Source organism: Dyadobacter sp. CY345 (assembly GCF_021502725.1).
GTDB lineage: Bacteria > Bacteroidota > Bacteroidia > Cytophagales > Spirosomataceae > Dyadobacter.
The window spans coordinates 364,239-380,798 of record NZ_JAKFFS010000001.1 but is presented as its reverse complement, the minus strand read 5'-3'; the positions used below and the strand labels follow the sequence as shown (position 1 = coordinate 380,798).

General features: G+C 41.0%; 13 protein-coding genes. 9 read left to right on the top strand and 4 right to left on the bottom strand.

The features are described from left to right. Positions 1 to 17 precede the first annotated feature (17 nt). On the top strand, positions 18 to 365 hold the full coding sequence (locus tag L0657_RS01740; protein ID WP_235148676.1) for a type II toxin-antitoxin system RelE/ParE family toxin: 348 nt from the start codon (positions 18 to 20) through the stop codon (positions 363 to 365). Continuing rightward, positions 349 to 651 (top strand): helix-turn-helix domain-containing protein, encoded by a 303-nt coding sequence (locus tag L0657_RS01735; RefSeq protein WP_235148675.1) that lies wholly within the window; start codon positions 349 to 351, stop codon positions 649 to 651. The genes L0657_RS01740 and L0657_RS01735 overlap by 17 nt, the downstream gene beginning before the upstream one ends. A gap of 41 nt (positions 652 to 692) precedes the next feature. Here the strand turns inward: L0657_RS01735 and L0657_RS01730 are convergent, their stop codons facing one another. Both L0657_RS01730 and L0657_RS01725 read right to left on the bottom strand, forming a co-directional pair. Then, entirely contained in the window at positions 693 to 2,474 is a 1,782-nt protein-coding gene (locus tag L0657_RS01730; RefSeq protein ID WP_235148674.1) for a cytochrome-c peroxidase, read from the bottom strand. A 64-nt stretch (positions 2,475 to 2,538) separates the two neighbouring features. Further along, complete coding sequence (locus L0657_RS01725) at positions 2,539 to 4,008, bottom strand: hypothetical protein (protein WP_235148673.1); 1,470 nt, start codon at positions 4,006 to 4,008, stop codon at positions 2,539 to 2,541. A gap of 231 nt (positions 4,009 to 4,239) precedes the next feature. On the opposite strand from L0657_RS01725, the gene L0657_RS01720 reads away from it, so the two are divergent. Next, a complete protein-coding gene (locus tag L0657_RS01720) occupies positions 4,240 to 4,767 on the top strand; it encodes a dihydrofolate reductase family protein (RefSeq protein ID WP_235148672.1) in 528 nt (175 codons plus the stop codon). 4 nt (positions 4,768 to 4,771) lie between these two features. On the opposite strand, the gene porQ is transcribed toward L0657_RS01720, so the two are convergent. Then, on the bottom strand, positions 4,772 to 5,872 hold the full coding sequence (gene porQ / locus L0657_RS01715) for a type IX secretion system protein PorQ (protein ID WP_235148671.1): 1,101 nt from the start codon (positions 5,870 to 5,872) through the stop codon (positions 4,772 to 4,774). A gap of 34 nt (positions 5,873 to 5,906) precedes the next feature. Here porQ and L0657_RS01710 point away from each other — a divergent pair, with 34 nt between their 5' ends. The 4 genes from L0657_RS01710 to L0657_RS01695 all read left to right on the top strand — a co-directional run bounded on the left by L0657_RS01710 (position 5,907) and on the right by L0657_RS01695 (position 11,342). Then, positions 5,907 to 7,466 (top strand): acyl-CoA carboxylase subunit beta, encoded by a 1,560-nt coding sequence (locus L0657_RS01710; protein ID WP_235148670.1) that lies wholly within the window; start codon positions 5,907 to 5,909, stop codon positions 7,464 to 7,466. A gap of 270 nt (positions 7,467 to 7,736) precedes the next feature. Further along, positions 7,737 to 8,609, top strand: a complete 873-nt coding sequence (locus L0657_RS01705; RefSeq protein ID WP_235148669.1) for a cytochrome c — start codon at positions 7,737 to 7,739, stop codon at positions 8,607 to 8,609. A 99-nt stretch (positions 8,610 to 8,708) separates the two neighbouring features. Further along, complete coding sequence (locus tag L0657_RS01700; protein WP_235148668.1) at positions 8,709 to 9,707, top strand: ScyD/ScyE family protein; 999 nt, start codon at positions 8,709 to 8,711, stop codon at positions 9,705 to 9,707. Between the two features lie 288 nt (positions 9,708 to 9,995). Next, on the top strand, positions 9,996 to 11,342 hold the full coding sequence (locus L0657_RS01695; RefSeq protein WP_235148667.1) for a DUF418 domain-containing protein: 1,347 nt from the start codon (positions 9,996 to 9,998) through the stop codon (positions 11,340 to 11,342). A gap of 11 nt (positions 11,343 to 11,353) precedes the next feature. Here the strand turns inward: L0657_RS01695 and L0657_RS01690 are convergent, their stop codons facing one another. Further along, positions 11,354 to 13,174 carry an alpha-amylase family glycosyl hydrolase gene (locus L0657_RS01690; protein WP_235148666.1) on the bottom strand — a complete coding sequence of 607 codons (1,821 nt, stop codon included), beginning with the start codon at positions 13,172 to 13,174 and terminating at the stop codon, positions 11,354 to 11,356. Between the two features lie 188 nt (positions 13,175 to 13,362). Between L0657_RS01690 and L0657_RS01685 the strand changes: the two genes are divergently transcribed. Both L0657_RS01685 and L0657_RS01680 read left to right on the top strand, forming a co-directional pair. Then, positions 13,363 to 14,973: an aminopeptidase P family protein gene (locus tag L0657_RS01685; RefSeq protein WP_235148665.1), complete on the top strand. Its 1,611-nt coding sequence runs from the start codon at positions 13,363 to 13,365 to the stop codon at positions 14,971 to 14,973. 271 nt (positions 14,974 to 15,244) lie between these two features. Next, complete coding sequence (locus L0657_RS01680; RefSeq protein WP_235148664.1) at positions 15,245 to 16,519, top strand: Gfo/Idh/MocA family oxidoreductase; 1,275 nt, start codon at positions 15,245 to 15,247, stop codon at positions 16,517 to 16,519. The last annotated feature ends 41 nt before the right edge of the window (positions 16,520 to 16,560 follow it).

Here is a 16,560-nt window from a genome sequence, read left to right as displayed (position 1 = left end):
CTTTTTCTATCTTTGTTGTGGCAGAAAAACAAAAACGTCGTACCGTTGTATTTTACAAGGATCATTTCCGGGCATTCTTTCTAAAACAAAATACGAAAGTTCAGGATAAAATTATCTGGACCTTAAACTTGATTGAAGAACTTCATACTATTCCTAAGACTAATTTAAAGCATTTTGAAAATACAGATGGATTATTCGAAGTCAGGGTTCAGCAATCCAACGATATTTTTAGAATTTTCTGCTTTTTCGACCGCGGCAAATTGATTGTTCTAGCCAATGGTTTCCAGAAAAAGACACAAAAAACGCCCAAAGGAGAAATATTAAAGGCTTTAAAAATCAAACAGGAATATGAAAACGAAAAATAACCTTTCGACGCTGGACCAATTTAAAGATCAGCACTACGGGAAATCCGGTACTCCTAAAAGAGATAATTTAGAATCTGGTTACGAGGCATTTAAAGTTGGTGTATTGATTCAAGAAGCACGCCTGGAAAAAGGTATGACACAGGAACAACTTGCCGAAAAAGTTGGTACGACAAAATCGTATATTTCCAAAATTGAAAACAATGTAAAGGAGGTTAGAATTTCAACCTTGCAAAAAATCATTGAAGTTGGGCTTGGCGGCTCGTTACAACTATCGATCAAGCTTTAATGATTTGTTTTTCAATATTTTAACCTAAGTTTGTATTGACACTACTTCCCATCCGTCAACCCTTCCATAAAATCAATAACCAGCTCAATTTCCTGCTGAGATAAATTTAATTTATCCGGAGCCAGCGTTTGATTTGGAACATCCAGTCCGAGACCTGCACCGCCTCCTTCGTTGTAAAATTCCACCACTTCCTGCAAACTTGTGTAAACACCGTTATGCATATATGGTGCCGTTTTTGCGATGTTTCTCAACGAACTGGTCTTGAAAGAATTTTTCCATTGTGGAAACTGATCGTGAATTCCTCTTCCTTTATCATTGTCGAGTTTTGCCTGTTTCCAATCCGCGTTGACCGTTACACCCAGTACCTCTGATTCCGTTTTTTGATATCCCGGAGGTACGGTTCCGTTAAATAATGGCATAAAATGACAGGTTCCGCACTTTGCTTTTCCCATGAATATATTAAAACCTGCAACCTGATTATCCGTTAACGCTTTTTTATCACCTCGCATATATTGGTCAAAAGGTGAAGAAAAAGGACTCAGTGAACGTACAAACGTAGCTAACGCATTCTGGATGTAAACAGGTTGAATGCTATCCAATTCCGGATATGCTTTTTTAAATAAACGCTGATAATCTTCATCAGACCCAACCAGTTTTGAAACGGATTGTAATGACCCGTGCATTTCTTCTTTGTTGTGAATCACATCCACTGCCTGATCTTCTAGAGAGGGAGATCTCAAATCATAAAAAAATGCCTGTTGCAATGCTGCATAAGTAATCGTCGGAGCATTTCGGGCTATTGATTTTTGTATACCCCGACTTGTTTTTAGCCCATCGGTATAAGCAAGAGCAGGCTGATGACAACTACCACAGTTGGTTTTTCCATTTCCGGAAATCCGGCCATCATAGAAAAGCTTTTCCCCGAGGGCAACTCTGTCTACCGTAGAATTAAAATCAGTATTGGACAAGAGTGCATCTGCATCAAAAGCCTTTGCATCAAACAAAGTTGCGATATCGGACCGCAATAATCTGCGGTCATTGATAAAAGGAATTGAAGCCAGATCCTGATTTATTTTCAGAGATTTTGTCAATGGATTTATATAATCAACGATAAAAGCAGCGCGGTCAAATTTATTAAAATCCTTATTTTTTCTAATAAAAACAATTGCTGATTCAGCACCATTATACAACGAAGCATACTCAGGCAAAAGCGCTTTGTATGCTTTGATATATTTTTGAAAAGAAACCAAAACCTCTTCACTTTCCGATAATGCATTGCCAGACCCGGGCGTGTCAAATCCTGAAATACCTAACGTAATCATGCGAAATAATTCCAGACGCAAGGCATCAAACACATGAGAATCAGTTATCTGAATGTCTGTCCAAAGCGAAAGAATACGCTTGGCATTCATTTGCATTTTACGGACCTGCCTGATTAATTCTTCTTCATCCAGGGTTTCGTCCGTATAAATTAATTCTTCAATTACCTGTAATCCACCAGGTTCAAAAACAGCATTTTCCTCTTCTTCGATTTCATCCAGCGGCGCACCATTCACAAGTCTGACGGTTGAAGGCGTAAAATATTCTGCAAACGCTTCGGCTTTTTTGAATTGTAACCGAAGTCTCAAAAACTCTTTTTGCAAAACTTCCTTACTCTTTTTTTCTTTCACTGAATTCAAAAAATGATCATTCAGCTTCACGAATTCTTCAACATCGGATTTGAAATACTGGTATACTTTTTCTGTCGGCGTTTTATCTGGCTGACATGAAAAAATAATTACCGCAAAAAACAGGATGATAACGGAAGGAAATATTTTGTTCATAGTGATATAAAAAGTGTAGAAGGCCTTTCGAAAAAGACCTTCTACACATTATTTTCAAAAAAAATTATTGCTTAATACCTCTAACGATTACGGTTTGTCCACCTTCTCTGTTAGATGATAACCCGCTTCCGTCAGCGCTAAGATATTTTGCATCCTGCCATGTATGCGGGTGAAGGTTGATCATGAAAGTTTCAGGAATTCCTACTACGTCAGAAATATCGATCATAGCACCGTACTCCCAAGAGCTCAATGAATTACTATTAACTGAATTGTATTTTGCATTGAAAGTTGCATCAGATCTGCGGTGATCCATCTGAAGCATCGCTTTGCTTTCCTTCGTCAGGATGTTGTACTGCCAGATCGTACCATCGTGATCGTTCATTTTGTAGAATGAATCACCATCTTCCTGCACATAAACGTAGTCTTTTGTCACACAGATGTTATCAGGATTTACAATGAAATTTCCCGGACGATCTGCTCCATCCATAACGATTTCCAATTTCCCTTTCAATGGATCAGCCGCATCAAATTTCAATTGATAAACGCGTCCCCACATATTTTTACCAGTTACCGGCGTCACCTTATCCGCTTCGCTCACACCTGTTGCAGTGAAATAAATTTCTCTCCCAACACCGTTTCCGCCTTTGCGGTAATCGATATCTTCAACACGGGCAAACTGGATCATCTTTTTTGCAACCGTTTGTGCTTGCAATTGAGCGCCAGTACTCGTTTTTACATCATCAAATGGTACAAATTCAACATCGTAGCTTATACCTTTTGTCATATCTGTCTCAACAGGACTTGGGTTGTTTCCAGCACGACGAAGCGCATATAATTTACCTGTCAACAAATCTCCTACCGTTTCAGTAACATAGGCTACCAACTGACCATTTGTATCATCTTCACCAATGATAATCACAGTTTTTCCAGGAAACGCATCCTTTGGAAGCGGAACTGCATTTTCAGCACTCCATTTTCCGAAAGCACTTACTGTTCTTGATTTATTCTTTTTATCCGCAGGAGCGAATATGTCGATCGCATGTGTCATAGATTCTGCACCACTCTCACCAGCAGTCAAAAACAAAGGACCAAATCCATGTTCTTGTGGTGTAGCCAAAGTTGCAGAACACAAGCGCCACTGTCCGCCTTCGTAATCAACGATATACTCCCCTTTCACAGGTTTGATATCCTTATCAAGAAATACACGTGAAACTGACTGATGAATTTCATGATTGTTGATCATAATAAATCCTTCGCCATTTGGGTTTTTCACGAATGCACCACCATCTGGCTGAGCACCATAAATAAAACCGGGAGATTCTGGAAGAACGTCGTCCGAACTAATCAACGTCGTGATTTTCAGATTTTCAAAACCCGGAAGCGCTTTTACAAGTGAAGGATTGACAGACCTGTCAACCAATTTCGCAGTATTATCCGGCTCCTGATTGTGATCCGTACATGCATTCAGTGCCATGGCACCACTTAAAAAAACAGCCAAAGCCGCTTTTCTGTTGAAAAGGTAATTGTTGTTCATGGTGAGCAGTTTTTTTGAACAAAACTACCCCTTTGTCATTATGCCAGTTTTACCTGAGTATTAAGCAATTGTGAACAAGGCTATTGATAATCAATCTATTCTAAATTTGCTCCTGCTCAAAGCTTCCCCCTGGGAAGTTTCGTTTAATAACTGTTTTGTTCAAAAACTAAATTCAGCTTTTTGGTTTAAAAGTCCAGTGACTTATTTTGTCATTCAATTAATATAATTAGCATGGAAAGAAAAGTAATATTATACATCGCAACCAGCCTCGACGGCTATATCGCATCGCCAGACGACAATCTTGATTTTCTTTCTGTGGTTGAACAGGAAGGTGAAGATTATGGTTATGCTCAATTTATTGAAACAGTTGATACCGTTATTGTTGGACGAAAAACTTATGACAAAGTATTGTCGATGGGATTTGATTTTCCGCACAGCGATAAAGAAAGTTACATTATCACCAGAACACCGAAACCTGCAATAGGAAATATTCAGTTTTATACAGAAGACGTGAAAACCCTGGTCCTGAAATTAAAAGAACAGCAAGGCAAAAATATCTTTGTTGACGGTGGCGCGGAAGTTGTCAATCTGCTTCTTAAAGATAATTTGATTGACGAATTTTGTATCTCCATTATCCCTGTTTTACTTGGCGATGGTATCAGGCTATTTCAAGATAATCGTCCTGAATTACCGTTGAAATTTGTCAGATCTGAAACTTTTAAGTCGGGACTTATTCAGGTTTGGTATCAAAAGGCTTAAATTTTTAATCCTGCTTTTTCAAATTCATAACAAGAGACAAAGAACTGCTTCCAAAACCGGGCGTGTATTGCGCCCGGCCATAACTGATCTCGAACCGTTTAACGCGCAGCCATACTCCGAAGGAAAATCCGGCAAGTCCGCCTGCCTCGTTCAGCCGTAATTCCTGCCGGCGAAGGTGATCGTAACCTAATAGTATTCTAAAATTCTTATGCAGTAACAATTCAGCTCCTAGCGAAACGTGACGGGCCAGTTTTTCAGCAACACCCACTTTCCGGGGAATTCTCAAACCGTTGATATCGTAAGTAAAAAACAGGTTCGGGTCATTGTAAACCATATCAAAACGGTTCAAATGGTGAATGGTTCCGGAAAACCTGATCGGCATATATTTCGGCTTAAACGTCAATCCTACTCTCAGATCCAATGGTAAAATCGGCGTATTGGCGCCGTTAAAATTTTGCTTCAAAAAACCGAAGTTTTTGGCTACAAAACCTACTGTAAAATCCTCCCGCGGATGTTTAAAAACGCCGCCCCAGTCAAAAGCCATTCCCCGGACATGGTAGGAATCAATTGAAGAACCGACAAATTTCACGCTAGCTCCCAACGTAAATGCTCCGATTGTCTGGCCATATCCGGCTGACACGCCATAATCTGCTGCCCTGAATTCTCCAATAATATTGCCGGCCGCATCCGTCTCGGTAATATTTCCATAGTTGAGATATTGCAAACCGACCGCCCAGGTTCCGTTTGTGCGTTTTAAAGCGTTGGCATACGCCAGGTTTATAAATTTAGTATCAGCCAGATAAGGCATCAGATTCAATGAAACCTGATCTTCTTTTGTCGAATCCAGTAAGGCTGGATTTTGTAAAAATAAAGCAGGATCGTTCCCGGCGATGGTCATGTGATTTGCGCCCAGTGCTGTACTTTTTGCCTGTGCAGGCAGCTGTAAAAAATTAAGGCCGCTTCTTCCACCGGTCGTTTGCGCTTTTATTTCTCCTTTAAAAAGAAAAATAAAAAGGGTCAAAAAAATAAAGCCGGTACCGATCTGCCTCATAGAAATGCAAAAATTTCCTGAATCTGTTAAAATGACATTATATTTAGGAATCATTTTAAAACAAATGTAACCATATCGTCCGTATTATATGGAATCAAGATTCGCAGCGACTTCGAAAAAAGACCTTTTAGATAAAAAAAATGCAGAAGCTGACCTTGGAGGCGGAGAAAAACGGATTGCAACCCAACATGCCAAAGGAAAACTTACAGCGAGAGAAAGGGTTTCTATCCTGCTGGACGAAAATTCTTTTGAGGAGATCGGAAAGTTTGTAATGCACAGAAGCCGTGATTTCGGCATGGATAAAGAACATTATCTCGGCGATGGCGTGGTGACCGGATATGGTACATTGAATGGCAGATTGGTTTATGTTTTTGCTCAGGATTTCACGGTTTTTGGTGGCTCCCTTTCTGAAACACATGCTGAAAAAATCTGTAAAATCATGGATCTTGCGATGAAAAACGGAGCGCCGGTTATCGGGTTGAATGATTCAGGAGGAGCCAGAATTCAGGAAGGGGTCCTTTCTCTGGCAGGTTATGCTGATATTTTTTATAAAAACACGCTGGCATCCGGAGTTATCCCTCAGATCTCGGCCGTTATGGGCCCATGTGCTGGCGGTGCTGTTTATTCTCCTGCCATTACGGATTTTATTTTGATGGTGGAAAACAGCAGTTATATGTTTGTCACCGGTCCCAATGTGGTTAAAACTGTAACGCATGAAGACGTGACTTCCGAAGAATTAGGAGGAGCAATGACGCATGCGACAAAATCCGGGGTGACCCATTTCGTCGCTGCAAATGAAGTTGAATGTATATTATATATCAAAAAACTACTGAGTTATCTCCCGCAAAACTGCGAAGATGATGCACCGCGACTTCCCTACCAGCCAGCCAGCGAATCGCGTCCAGCTTTAAATACGATCATTCCGGAAAACCCGAATCAGCCTTATGACATTCGTGAGGTGGTAGAAGAAATTACAGATACGGATACTTTTTTCGAAGTACATAAAAACTTCGCAGAAAATATTGTCGTTGGTTTTGCAAGAATTGCTGGAAGAAGTATTGGCATTGTTGCTAACCAACCGGCTGTTCTGGCGGGAGTGCTGGATATAAACGCGAGTCAAAAAGCTGCGCGATTTGTTCGCTTTTGTGATTGTTTCAATATTCCGCTGCTGGTGCTTGAAGATGTCCCGGGATTTTTGCCTGGAACAGATCAGGAATGGAATGGCATTATCACGAATGGTGCAAAATTGTTATATGCGTTTTGCGAAGCAACCGTTCCCCGCGTCACCGTTATTACCCGAAAAGCATACGGCGGCGCTTATGACGTGATGAACTCAAAACACATCGGTGCCGATATGAATTTCGCATGGCCCACTGCTGAAATCGCGGTGATGGGCGCTAGCGGAGCGGCTGAGATCATCTTCAAAAGAGAAATTGCGGAGGCCGAAAATCCGGCAGAAAAGCTCGCAGAAAAAGTAGATGAGTATACTAAAAAATTTGCAAATCCATACCGGGCAGCGCACCGCGGCTACGTCGACGAAGTGATTTATCCTGAACAAACGCGGGAAAAACTGATACGTACTTTCAGTATGCTGGAAAATAAAGTAGCAACACTTCCAAGGAAAAAGCACGGAAACATTCCGCTCTAAGCATTGATTGTCAATATCTTCACGATTCCGGGTAGGGCTGCTCTCAGCCTTACCTGAGCATCTTTGTGTCAAACTTGCCCACAAATCCACTTTTGTAACCGTTAACTAAAAACAAGCTTCCATTAAATCAGTATTCCTTGTCTGATTATTGCAGAGCTGTTAGTTTTGCGTCATATCATCAACATGCTTCCCAGCGTCGACCATTCAGATAATCCATCGAGAATGGAGTGGTAGTCTTTTGCCCGAATATTCACCAGTAATTTTTTCTATATGTTAAGTAAAATTCTTAAATGGACTGGAATTGTCGTGGGGAGTTTAGCGTTGATTCTGTCCGCCTTCTACGCCTATGTCTATTTCAACACAGAATCTCGAGCGGCTAAAATCTATGATGTAAAACTTCAAAATATAGCCGTTCCCAACGATAGTTCTTCGATTATCAAAGGAAAACACATTGCTGAAATTCGTGGCTGCATCGGCTGCCATGGCGAAGATTTGTCGGGCGGGATGGCATTTGCTGACGAAAATTCTCCTATCGGAATTTTATATAGTTCCAATATCACTTCCGGAAAAGGCGGCATTGATTATACCGAAAAAGACTGGATCCGGGCACTTCGCCATGGCCTGGGAAAAGACGGCAGATCGCTCTGGTTTATGCCTTCTCATGAAATATATCACATATCGAATAAGGACATGGCTTCTTTGATCAGCTTCGTAAAATCGAAGCCTCCGGTTGACAAAGTGGGCCATGAAAAATCATTAAAACCGTTAGGTCGTGTGCTGACATTTCTTGATGAATTTCCATTATTTCCGGCAGAAAAAATTAACCACAATGCTGTTTATGTCGACGATGTGGCTCCATCTGCAACACCTGAATATGGCGAATATCTGGCAATAACCTGTACCGGTTGCCACAGCCCGACACTAAAAGGAGCAGCTCCGCATGGACCAAACGAGCCTCCGGTACCTGATATTAGTTCAACTGGAAATCTCGGAAAATGGACGCCCGATGCATTTGCGACAACCATCCGAACCGGAAAAACTCCCGAAGGAAAAATGCTGAGTGACGCGATGCCTTGGAGACATTTAACCTACACCGATCAGGAATTAAATGCCATTTATTCATACCTCCATGGATTACCTTAACCGAATAATAACAATATTAAATATTCCTATAATCCAACCTTGCAGTTCATTAATATCGCATAATAATCTCCATATCAACACCGTTTAAAATTCAACATTATGAAAACTTCATTTCTATTAAGAATTGCGCTTCTATTATTGGTTTTTACAGCTGGTTGTGTAGACCACGATATCATCGAGGATCCGCAGAGTTTTAAATCGGAAGAATTTGCCAGTGGGCTGATAGCACCGATCGGGATTACACAAAGTTCTAACGGCTATCTCTGGGTGACTGAGCAAGGAGATGGGGATGGAAATACGGGTAGAGTTTCGGTGATTACCCCTGACGGAAAAGTATGGCCTGCCATTACAGGATTTCTTTCGGTTATCAACCCCGAAGGTACACCAAGCGGACTTACGCACCTGACTTATAAAGATGGAAAACTTTACATTCTGCATGGCGTTCTGGGGAAACTTTTTATTGCTGATATATCCAACTTCAAACCTGGTGTTACCGATCCGATACTTGCTGCAACTTTACCTTACGAAACAATTAATTTGTTTGTTTTAGGTTCCAGTTTCAAAATTCACAAACACGAATCCAATATTTATAACCTGACCTGGGGGCCAAACGGCGATCTGTATATGACAGATGCAGCAGCAAATGCAATCGTAAGGAGAAACACCAATAAAGCGCTCAGCATTTTTGCAGAATTACCTCCATATACCGGACCAAACGGCCCAATTGACTTTGTACCAACGAGTATCGTGTATGATGGAAATAAATTTCTTGTTTCATCTTTAAGCGGATTTCCTTTTATTGAAGGCATTTCGACCATTCAACAGATTGACAAAGCAGGAAATATTTCAGTTTACAAAGGCGGATTCACAACTGTTGTCGACATTGTTTTGACTGCCTCCTATCAGCCTCTGGTTCTTTCTTTGGCCAAATTCGCACTGCCCGGCGGTTTTACACCATTTTCAGGTAAAATTTCAAACGCAAACGGCGGAACTATTCTGGACGGACTAATGATGCCGACTGATCTGGAAAGAATTGGAGACAAATCTTATGTTGCTGTATCGACGGCATTAGGAAAAGTCTACAAACTGTCATATTAAAATTTCTTTTCATATGGTCAACAACAAAGCGAAGTCTTCCAAGCTTCGCTTTGCTATTTTAAGTTACGTATATGTTGATTCGTTAATCCTGCTCGCCACCAGCTCCTTTAAATATTACTTGATTTCATTTTCAAGAGTCTCATCCGAAATTTTCTGTTGGACAATACGCCAAACTGTTCGTTACCGCTAAATAAAATGAGCTTAAATAACTGACATTTAATGTCTTATATCACTAAATTCATTAGCCATTCCTTATAGTTTTTCATTTTCAGCCTAAATTTTGACAAAATGGAAAGTACTACTACTGCTGAGGTTACGAATTCCGCTCCTATACTGGCGCCTGTTTCCGAAACTGACCGCATTCAGTCAGTCGATGTTTTGAGAGGTATAGCGCTTCTTGGGATTCTACTGATGAATATTCCGGGTTTCTCAATGCCAAATTATTATTCAGAGACTTTCAGAAGCAATCCGGAAGATATCAACTTCTGGGTCAGAACAGTGATTATTGTCTTTTTTGAGGGAAAAATGAGAGCGTTATTTTCTATGGTTTTCGGTGCAGGCATTCTTCTGTTTATTTCAAAAAAGGAAAAAACCGGAACGTCAGCTACCTTGCTTTTTTACAGGAGAATGGCGTGGCTGGTCATTTTTGGATTAATTCATGCGCACATTATTCTTTGGGACGGAGACATCTTATACTCTTATGGTCTAATTGGTATGATCGCGTTTCTTTTCAGGAATGCTGCGCCCAAATATCTTGTTTGGGGCGTTCCGATCGTGGCAATTATCGGCTTTTTCACAAGTACGCAGTTTTATCAGGAAATAAGGACAAAACGGCTGGATTATATTGCAGTGACCGCCGATAAAAAAGCGGGAAAAACACTGACAGCGGCTCAGCAAAAAGTCTTGACAGATTGGCGGGAAATAGAAAAAGAATTTATTCCAAACAAACAGGATGCAGCAGAAAACACCCGGATCATGAAATCGGATTATAAAACCGTTGCAGCCAAAATTCGAAAAGAGGCTTGGAAAGGACAGACCACGTATTTTTTATACCAGATTTCCGATCCGCTTGCACTTATGCTGTTGGGAATTGCCTTGTTCAAATGGGGTTTCCTGACATGTAAATGGTCTCGAAAACAGTATTTAAAAGTTGCACTTGTTGGTTATGGCATCGGGTTGCCGCTGGTTTTGTATGACTCATACTATGCGTTTTATAACTTCCCAAACATGGCTACAAGTCTGGCGCATATGGACAGTCATCCGATTGTGTGGATCGACCTGATTTATCCTGCGCAGCGAATATTTCTGGTCATGGCCCACGTTTCAGTTATTCTGATTTTATACAAATCCGGATATATTAAAAGTTTCCTTAACCGACTGGCAGCCGTCGGTCAGATGGCTTTTACCAATTACATTACGCATTCCTTGATTTGCACGCTGTTTTTCTACGGTTATGGGTTAAACAAATTTGCGACTTTCGAATATTATCAGATATTTTTTGTAGTCTTCGCAATCTGGATTTTCCAATTAATTATCAGCCCGATATGGTTACGAAATTTTTATTTTGGCCCGCTGGAATGGTTATGGAGAAGCCTTACCTACTGGAAATTACAACCTATGAAAAAGCCGGTCTAAACCGGCTCATCCTATCCATAAATTACAAAGCCTGAGGGAGGAATGGTAAGGCGGACTGCTTTGCCATTTCTCGCTTCAACATTTATCACAGAAGGACTTGGACCGGATGCATATAAACAATTCAATTTCGTATCAATGACGTGCAGCGTGTTGTCAATGGTTACATATGCGACCGTTTCATGTTCCGGATCTGTATTAAACGCACAGAGAATTTCCTGATCATTGAAAATCCTTGACCAAGCAACGATTGATTTCATTCTGCCGCCAAATAAACCCGGAAAACCAAATTCGGTACCATTTCCTGATATTTGCCTTAAATACTGACGACCTCTTCGCAAAGGAATGTGCTGGTTTCTTACCTTGATAATCTTCGAAATTTCCGGAAACCACTTATTATTTTCCTTGAAAAAATGTACGCTTTTACTTCTAAAAGCGCCAAAGTCTCCACCAAACATCGTTTCACGGATATAACGGTCATTTCCGCCTTCGCCATCAAAAGCTTGTTCAGTCCCATAATATAGACATGGAATTCCGAGCGAAGTGAGATTTAATCCGATTACAGCGATCAGAGAATCCGAGCCGGCGTCATTCGCACAATATCGCGCTTTATTATTACCCTTTCGAACCTGATCATGATCATCAAAAAGAGTGACGACCTTATTTCGAAACCAGATATGCGACTCTTTGTGCACGAGCTCCGAATTCCTGAACAAGCCAAAATATTCAGATGGATTTCGATAACCTTTCACCATATATTCCATCTTGTCGGGTATATCGTCGATGCCCAGAGCCGCGTCCAAACCTGTTATTTCCAACGTATCAAAAGCACGAGTCCTCCCTCCGGTTATTTCTCCGATCAGATAAAAATTTTCCTTTCCGATAGCCATTGTAAATTCTTTGATCACCGAAGCAAAATAACGTGTCGCGCCGGTTTCCATGTGTTTTACCGTATCAATCCTGAACCCGTCAATATCGACGACGGCAATCCAGTATTTGTATGCTTTCGTGATGGCGATCAATGCCGGGGAAGGACGGAAGTCATCCGTGTTACCTTTTCCCTGGTGAATATCTTTCAATGATTCAAAATCACCTTCCAGAAATTCCGGGCTGTCGTCCCAATGAATTATTTTTCCCTTTTTGGTAAAAGTCTCGGTCGTTTGAAGCTCCAAAGGCCATATACCTGCATCAGGAAATTGATCTTCATCCAAAACCGAAAACGGAAGATTTGCAGTACCTGCAGCGTCACGAAAACCCTGAACTGGAAAAATTCTTCCATTTTCATAATTTGGCTGACCATTCACATAGCCAAAAACATCACCGGAATGATTTAAAATAATATCCAGAATCACGTAAATCCCATTTTCGTGAGCCGTTTTGACAACATCAATCAAATCCTGAGTAGTGCCAAAACGAGGCTCAATTTCCAGAAAATCCTGTATGCCGTATCCGTGAAAAGTTTCCTGTGACTTAACCTGTTTGAAAACCGGACTTATCCAGATTGCAGAGATCCCAAGCCGTTTCAGATATCCGATTTTACTTTCCAAACCTTTTAAAGTACCGCCAACAAATTTATTCCCTGCCTCATTCCATTTTTTCGCTTCTTCGTCTGTTCTAACCGCATTCTCGAAATGTTCCGGAAGATATGACGGCGTAGTACCCGATGGAAAAATAGTGCCATCGTTGTCAATAAAATCTTTTTCCTTTCCGTCCGAAAACCGGTCCAGGAGCAAGAAATACAATACCTGATCTTCCCAGGCCTGCGGAGAAGGAAAATAGGCTGGCCGAATAAGATTTTTAAAATCGATTTCCTGTAAAGATTTAAAATTTCCCATGTTCCTGTAACTTTTTAAGTGCAGTCATTTAGTCGTTAAAAAAGGAAAAAAGAAAACATTTGACTACTTTCGGATTCTACATTTAGAATGCAATAAATTCAGGCAAACTAAAATTACAACATTTTGTAAAACAATTGATTACACTTACTTTACCGAAAAAATTCAGATAAGTATCAGCCAGAAAAATCATGACAAAAGCATTACTTTCATTATCACTTTTTTGTATCGTCGCAGCGAACTGTTTAGCGCAGTTGCACGTACCAACTGACTACCTGAGCAAAGAATTTCATAAAGGACGCCGCGACGCGCTAAGAAAAATGCTTCCTGAGAATTCGGTCATGGCCGTTTTTGCCTTTCCAACCCGGAATTTTTCCAATGACGTAGATTACAAATACCACGCAAATCCGGATCTCTATTATTTCAGCGGATATACTGAACCTAGTTCTGTCATGTTGATTTTTAAAGACGCACAGAAAGATTCTGCCAATCAATCTTACAACGAATTATTTTTTGTCCAAAAGAAAAATGCGCAACGGGAGCAATGGACCGGCAAACGATTGGGTATTGAGGGCGTCAAAGCGATGGGATTTTCTCATGTATACAATTCAGAAGATTTTGAGCGGTATGTCCCGGACCTTTCAAAATTTGACAAAGTCATTTTCGAATTTCCTCAGGACATTTCTGACAAAATAACACAGACAGATGATATTCATGATCTTGTAAAAATTTTTAAGAAAAAATCAGCGATGCCGGAAGATTTTGACGGTGAGGTGATGGCAGATATCATGTCAGTTTCACAATATCCAATGCTGCTCAATTCTATTCCAAGGTTAACGCAGTATTATAAAAATTTGTCGGACGGAAGTGAGCAATACAGAAATAATCCATTCATAAAAAAAGTAGTCGCTCTGAAAGATTCGACCGAAGCCATAGCACTTTTAAAAGAAATGGGCGCTTCAAAATGGGATCCTGCATTGTTTGCTTTATATACCAAACAGCTGAGGCAGATTAAGACAGCGGAGGAACTCGCGCTTATGCGAAAATCGATCACAATTTCTGCACTGGCACATAATGAAGCAATGAAGGCTGTGAAGCCTGGTATGTCTGAACTGGAATTGCAGGGCGTTCAGGAATTTATTCATAAAAAATTGGGCGCGGAATATGTCGGGTATCCTTCGATTGTGGGTGCGGGGGCGAATGGCTGCGTCCTTCATTACATTGAAAACAACGCAACAAATCTGGGAAATAAAATGGTTTTGATGGATGTGGGTGCTGAATATCACGGCTATTCTGCTGACGTGACCAGAACTTTTCCAGCGAACGGAAAATTTACTGCTGAACAAAAACAGATCTATGATATTGTTTATGAAGCCCAGGAGGCCGTTTTCAAAATTTGCAGAGAAGGAACAACTTTCCAGGAAATTGAAAAAACCGCACGTGATGTTGTGACTAATGGATTGGTAAAACTTGGCATTTTGAAGGACGAAAAACAGAACCGCCTTTATTATCCGCATGGCTGTTCCCATTTTCTCGGCCTGGATGTGCATGACAAGGGTATATACAATAAGCTTTTTGAAAATATGATCATCACCGTTGAGCCTGGTATTTATATTCCTGAAAACAGCGATTGCGACAAAAAGTGGTGGGGAATTGCAGTGCGGATCGAGGATGATGTGTTGATCAAAAAAGATGGTTTTGAGAATCTGTCGGTCCAGGCGCCGAGAAGATCAGAAGATATTGAAAAGATGTCGGCACAAAAAAGTTTCACCGATGCGTTGAAGATTGATATGGAGAAGTAATTATCAATATTGATAAAAATCATCTAAAAGCTGTAATCGTAACCGATTGCAGCTTTTATAATATTCTGCCATATCCAGGTTTAAGATGCTGAAAAACAATAGCTAAACATTTTCGCGAAAGAATTGCCGGATTTCGTGTATGTTTAAAATATTATCTACAATAACCTGTTTGCGTTTTGCTCCATTCTAAATAATGTTATAATTTCACGCGTATTTAATAAATTTATTTACGATCCTAAACTGTTACATTTCCTAAATTACCCCTTAACTAATGAAAGAAAAGATAGGCTCCTCTTCGTCCAGGCGTAACTTTATTAAAGGTTCACTGGCGACGCTCGCCACATTTTCCATTGTACCCCGCCACGTACTGGGCAAAGGTTTTATTGCTCCAAGTGACCAGCTTACCAAAGCCATCGTGGGGGTAGGTTCCATGGGCCGTGGCCACATTCCCTATGCCGGAACAAAGGTTGTAGCACTTTGTGATGTTGATAAAACCCATTTGGAAAAAGCCGCCGGAATGGTGGAAAAAGGTGTAAAAACCTTCTCTGACTACCGTGAATTAATCCAATTGCCGGAAGTTGATATTGTGCACGTGGCAACACCGCCTCATTGGCACGGGATCATTGCGGCAGATGCAGCACGTGCCGGAAAGGATGTATGGTGCGAAAAACCAATGACCCGTACCATCGGTGAGGGAAAACGTTTGGTGGAAGCAGTTCAGCAACACGGAAGAATTTTCAGACTTAATACCTGGTTCCGTTTTGAGGATAATTTTTATGGTATGAAGACAACCGTGAAACCTATAAAAAAATTAGTTCAGAGTGGTATGCTGGGCTGGCCGTTAAAAGTAACGGTGAGCAAGCATACCGGTTTTGACTGGAAATTTTACTGGGTAGGAAAAACCGTCAACGAACCTCAGCCCGTGCCTGCGGAGCTTGACTACGAAATGTGGCTAGGGCCTGCGCCTTACAAGCCGTACAGCGCACACCGTGTCCACCAGACTTTCCGTGGTTACTGGGATTATGATGGCGGCGGATTGGGTGATATGGGACAACATTATATTGACCCGATCCAATATGTCCTCGGCAAAGATGATACAAGCCCGGTAAGCGTGGAAGTGGATGCTCCACAGCAGCATACCGAAGCGGTAGGAACCTGGAGACGCATTACCTATACCTACGCAGATGGCTGTCAGATTGTACTGGACGGCGAAGCAAAAGATGAAAATGTAGCTTATATCGAAGGGCCAAAAGGAAAACTATATCCAAATTTCCGGTCAGATATTCCTGATCTTGAAAAGAAACTAGCTGCTTTCCCTGATCCTGAACCACAGGTTACCGACTTTGTCGAAGCGGTTAAAAATCGTCAGAAATTTGCGTTAAATGAAGAAAACGGACACCGTTCATGTACGTTGGTCAACATGGGTTTAATCGCACTTCGTTTGGGCCGGTCATTGAAATTCGATCCTGTAAAACAGGAATTTATTGACGATGAAGGCGCAAACCGTTTGATCGACCAACCGATGCGCGGTCCTTGGACTATGTAAATATCTGGCTGTAAATATCTCAAAACAAGAAAATTACAGCG

What these genes read in the sequence shown, in the direction of transcription:
- L0657_RS01735 (WP_235148675.1), top strand. Translation starts at nt 349, where the DNA reads ATGAAAACGAAAAATAACCTTTCGACGCTGGACCAATTTAAAGATCAG.
- L0657_RS01730 (WP_235148674.1), bottom strand. Translation starts at nt 2,474, where the DNA reads ATGAACAAAATATTTCCTTCCGTTATCATCCTGTTTTTTGCGGTAATT.
- L0657_RS01725 (WP_235148673.1), bottom strand. Translation starts at nt 4,008, where the DNA reads ATGAACAACAATTACCTTTTCAACAGAAAAGCGGCTTTGGCTGTTTTT.
- L0657_RS01720 (WP_235148672.1), top strand. Translation starts at nt 4,240, where the DNA reads ATGGAAAGAAAAGTAATATTATACATCGCAACCAGCCTCGACGGCTAT.
- porQ (WP_235148671.1), bottom strand. Translation starts at nt 5,872, where the DNA reads ATGATTCCTAAATATAATGTCATTTTAACAGATTCAGGAAATTTTTGC.
- L0657_RS01710 (WP_235148670.1), top strand. Translation starts at nt 5,907, where the DNA reads ATGGAATCAAGATTCGCAGCGACTTCGAAAAAAGACCTTTTAGATAAA.
- L0657_RS01705 (WP_235148669.1), top strand. Translation starts at nt 7,737, where the DNA reads ATGTTAAGTAAAATTCTTAAATGGACTGGAATTGTCGTGGGGAGTTTA.
- L0657_RS01700 (WP_235148668.1), top strand. Translation starts at nt 8,709, where the DNA reads ATGAAAACTTCATTTCTATTAAGAATTGCGCTTCTATTATTGGTTTTT.
- L0657_RS01695 (WP_235148667.1), top strand. Translation starts at nt 9,996, where the DNA reads ATGGAAAGTACTACTACTGCTGAGGTTACGAATTCCGCTCCTATACTG.
- L0657_RS01690 (WP_235148666.1), bottom strand. Translation starts at nt 13,174, where the DNA reads ATGGGAAATTTTAAATCTTTACAGGAAATCGATTTTAAAAATCTTATT.
- L0657_RS01685 (WP_235148665.1), top strand. Translation starts at nt 13,363, where the DNA reads ATGACAAAAGCATTACTTTCATTATCACTTTTTTGTATCGTCGCAGCG.
- L0657_RS01680 (WP_235148664.1), top strand. Translation starts at nt 15,245, where the DNA reads ATGAAAGAAAAGATAGGCTCCTCTTCGTCCAGGCGTAACTTTATTAAA.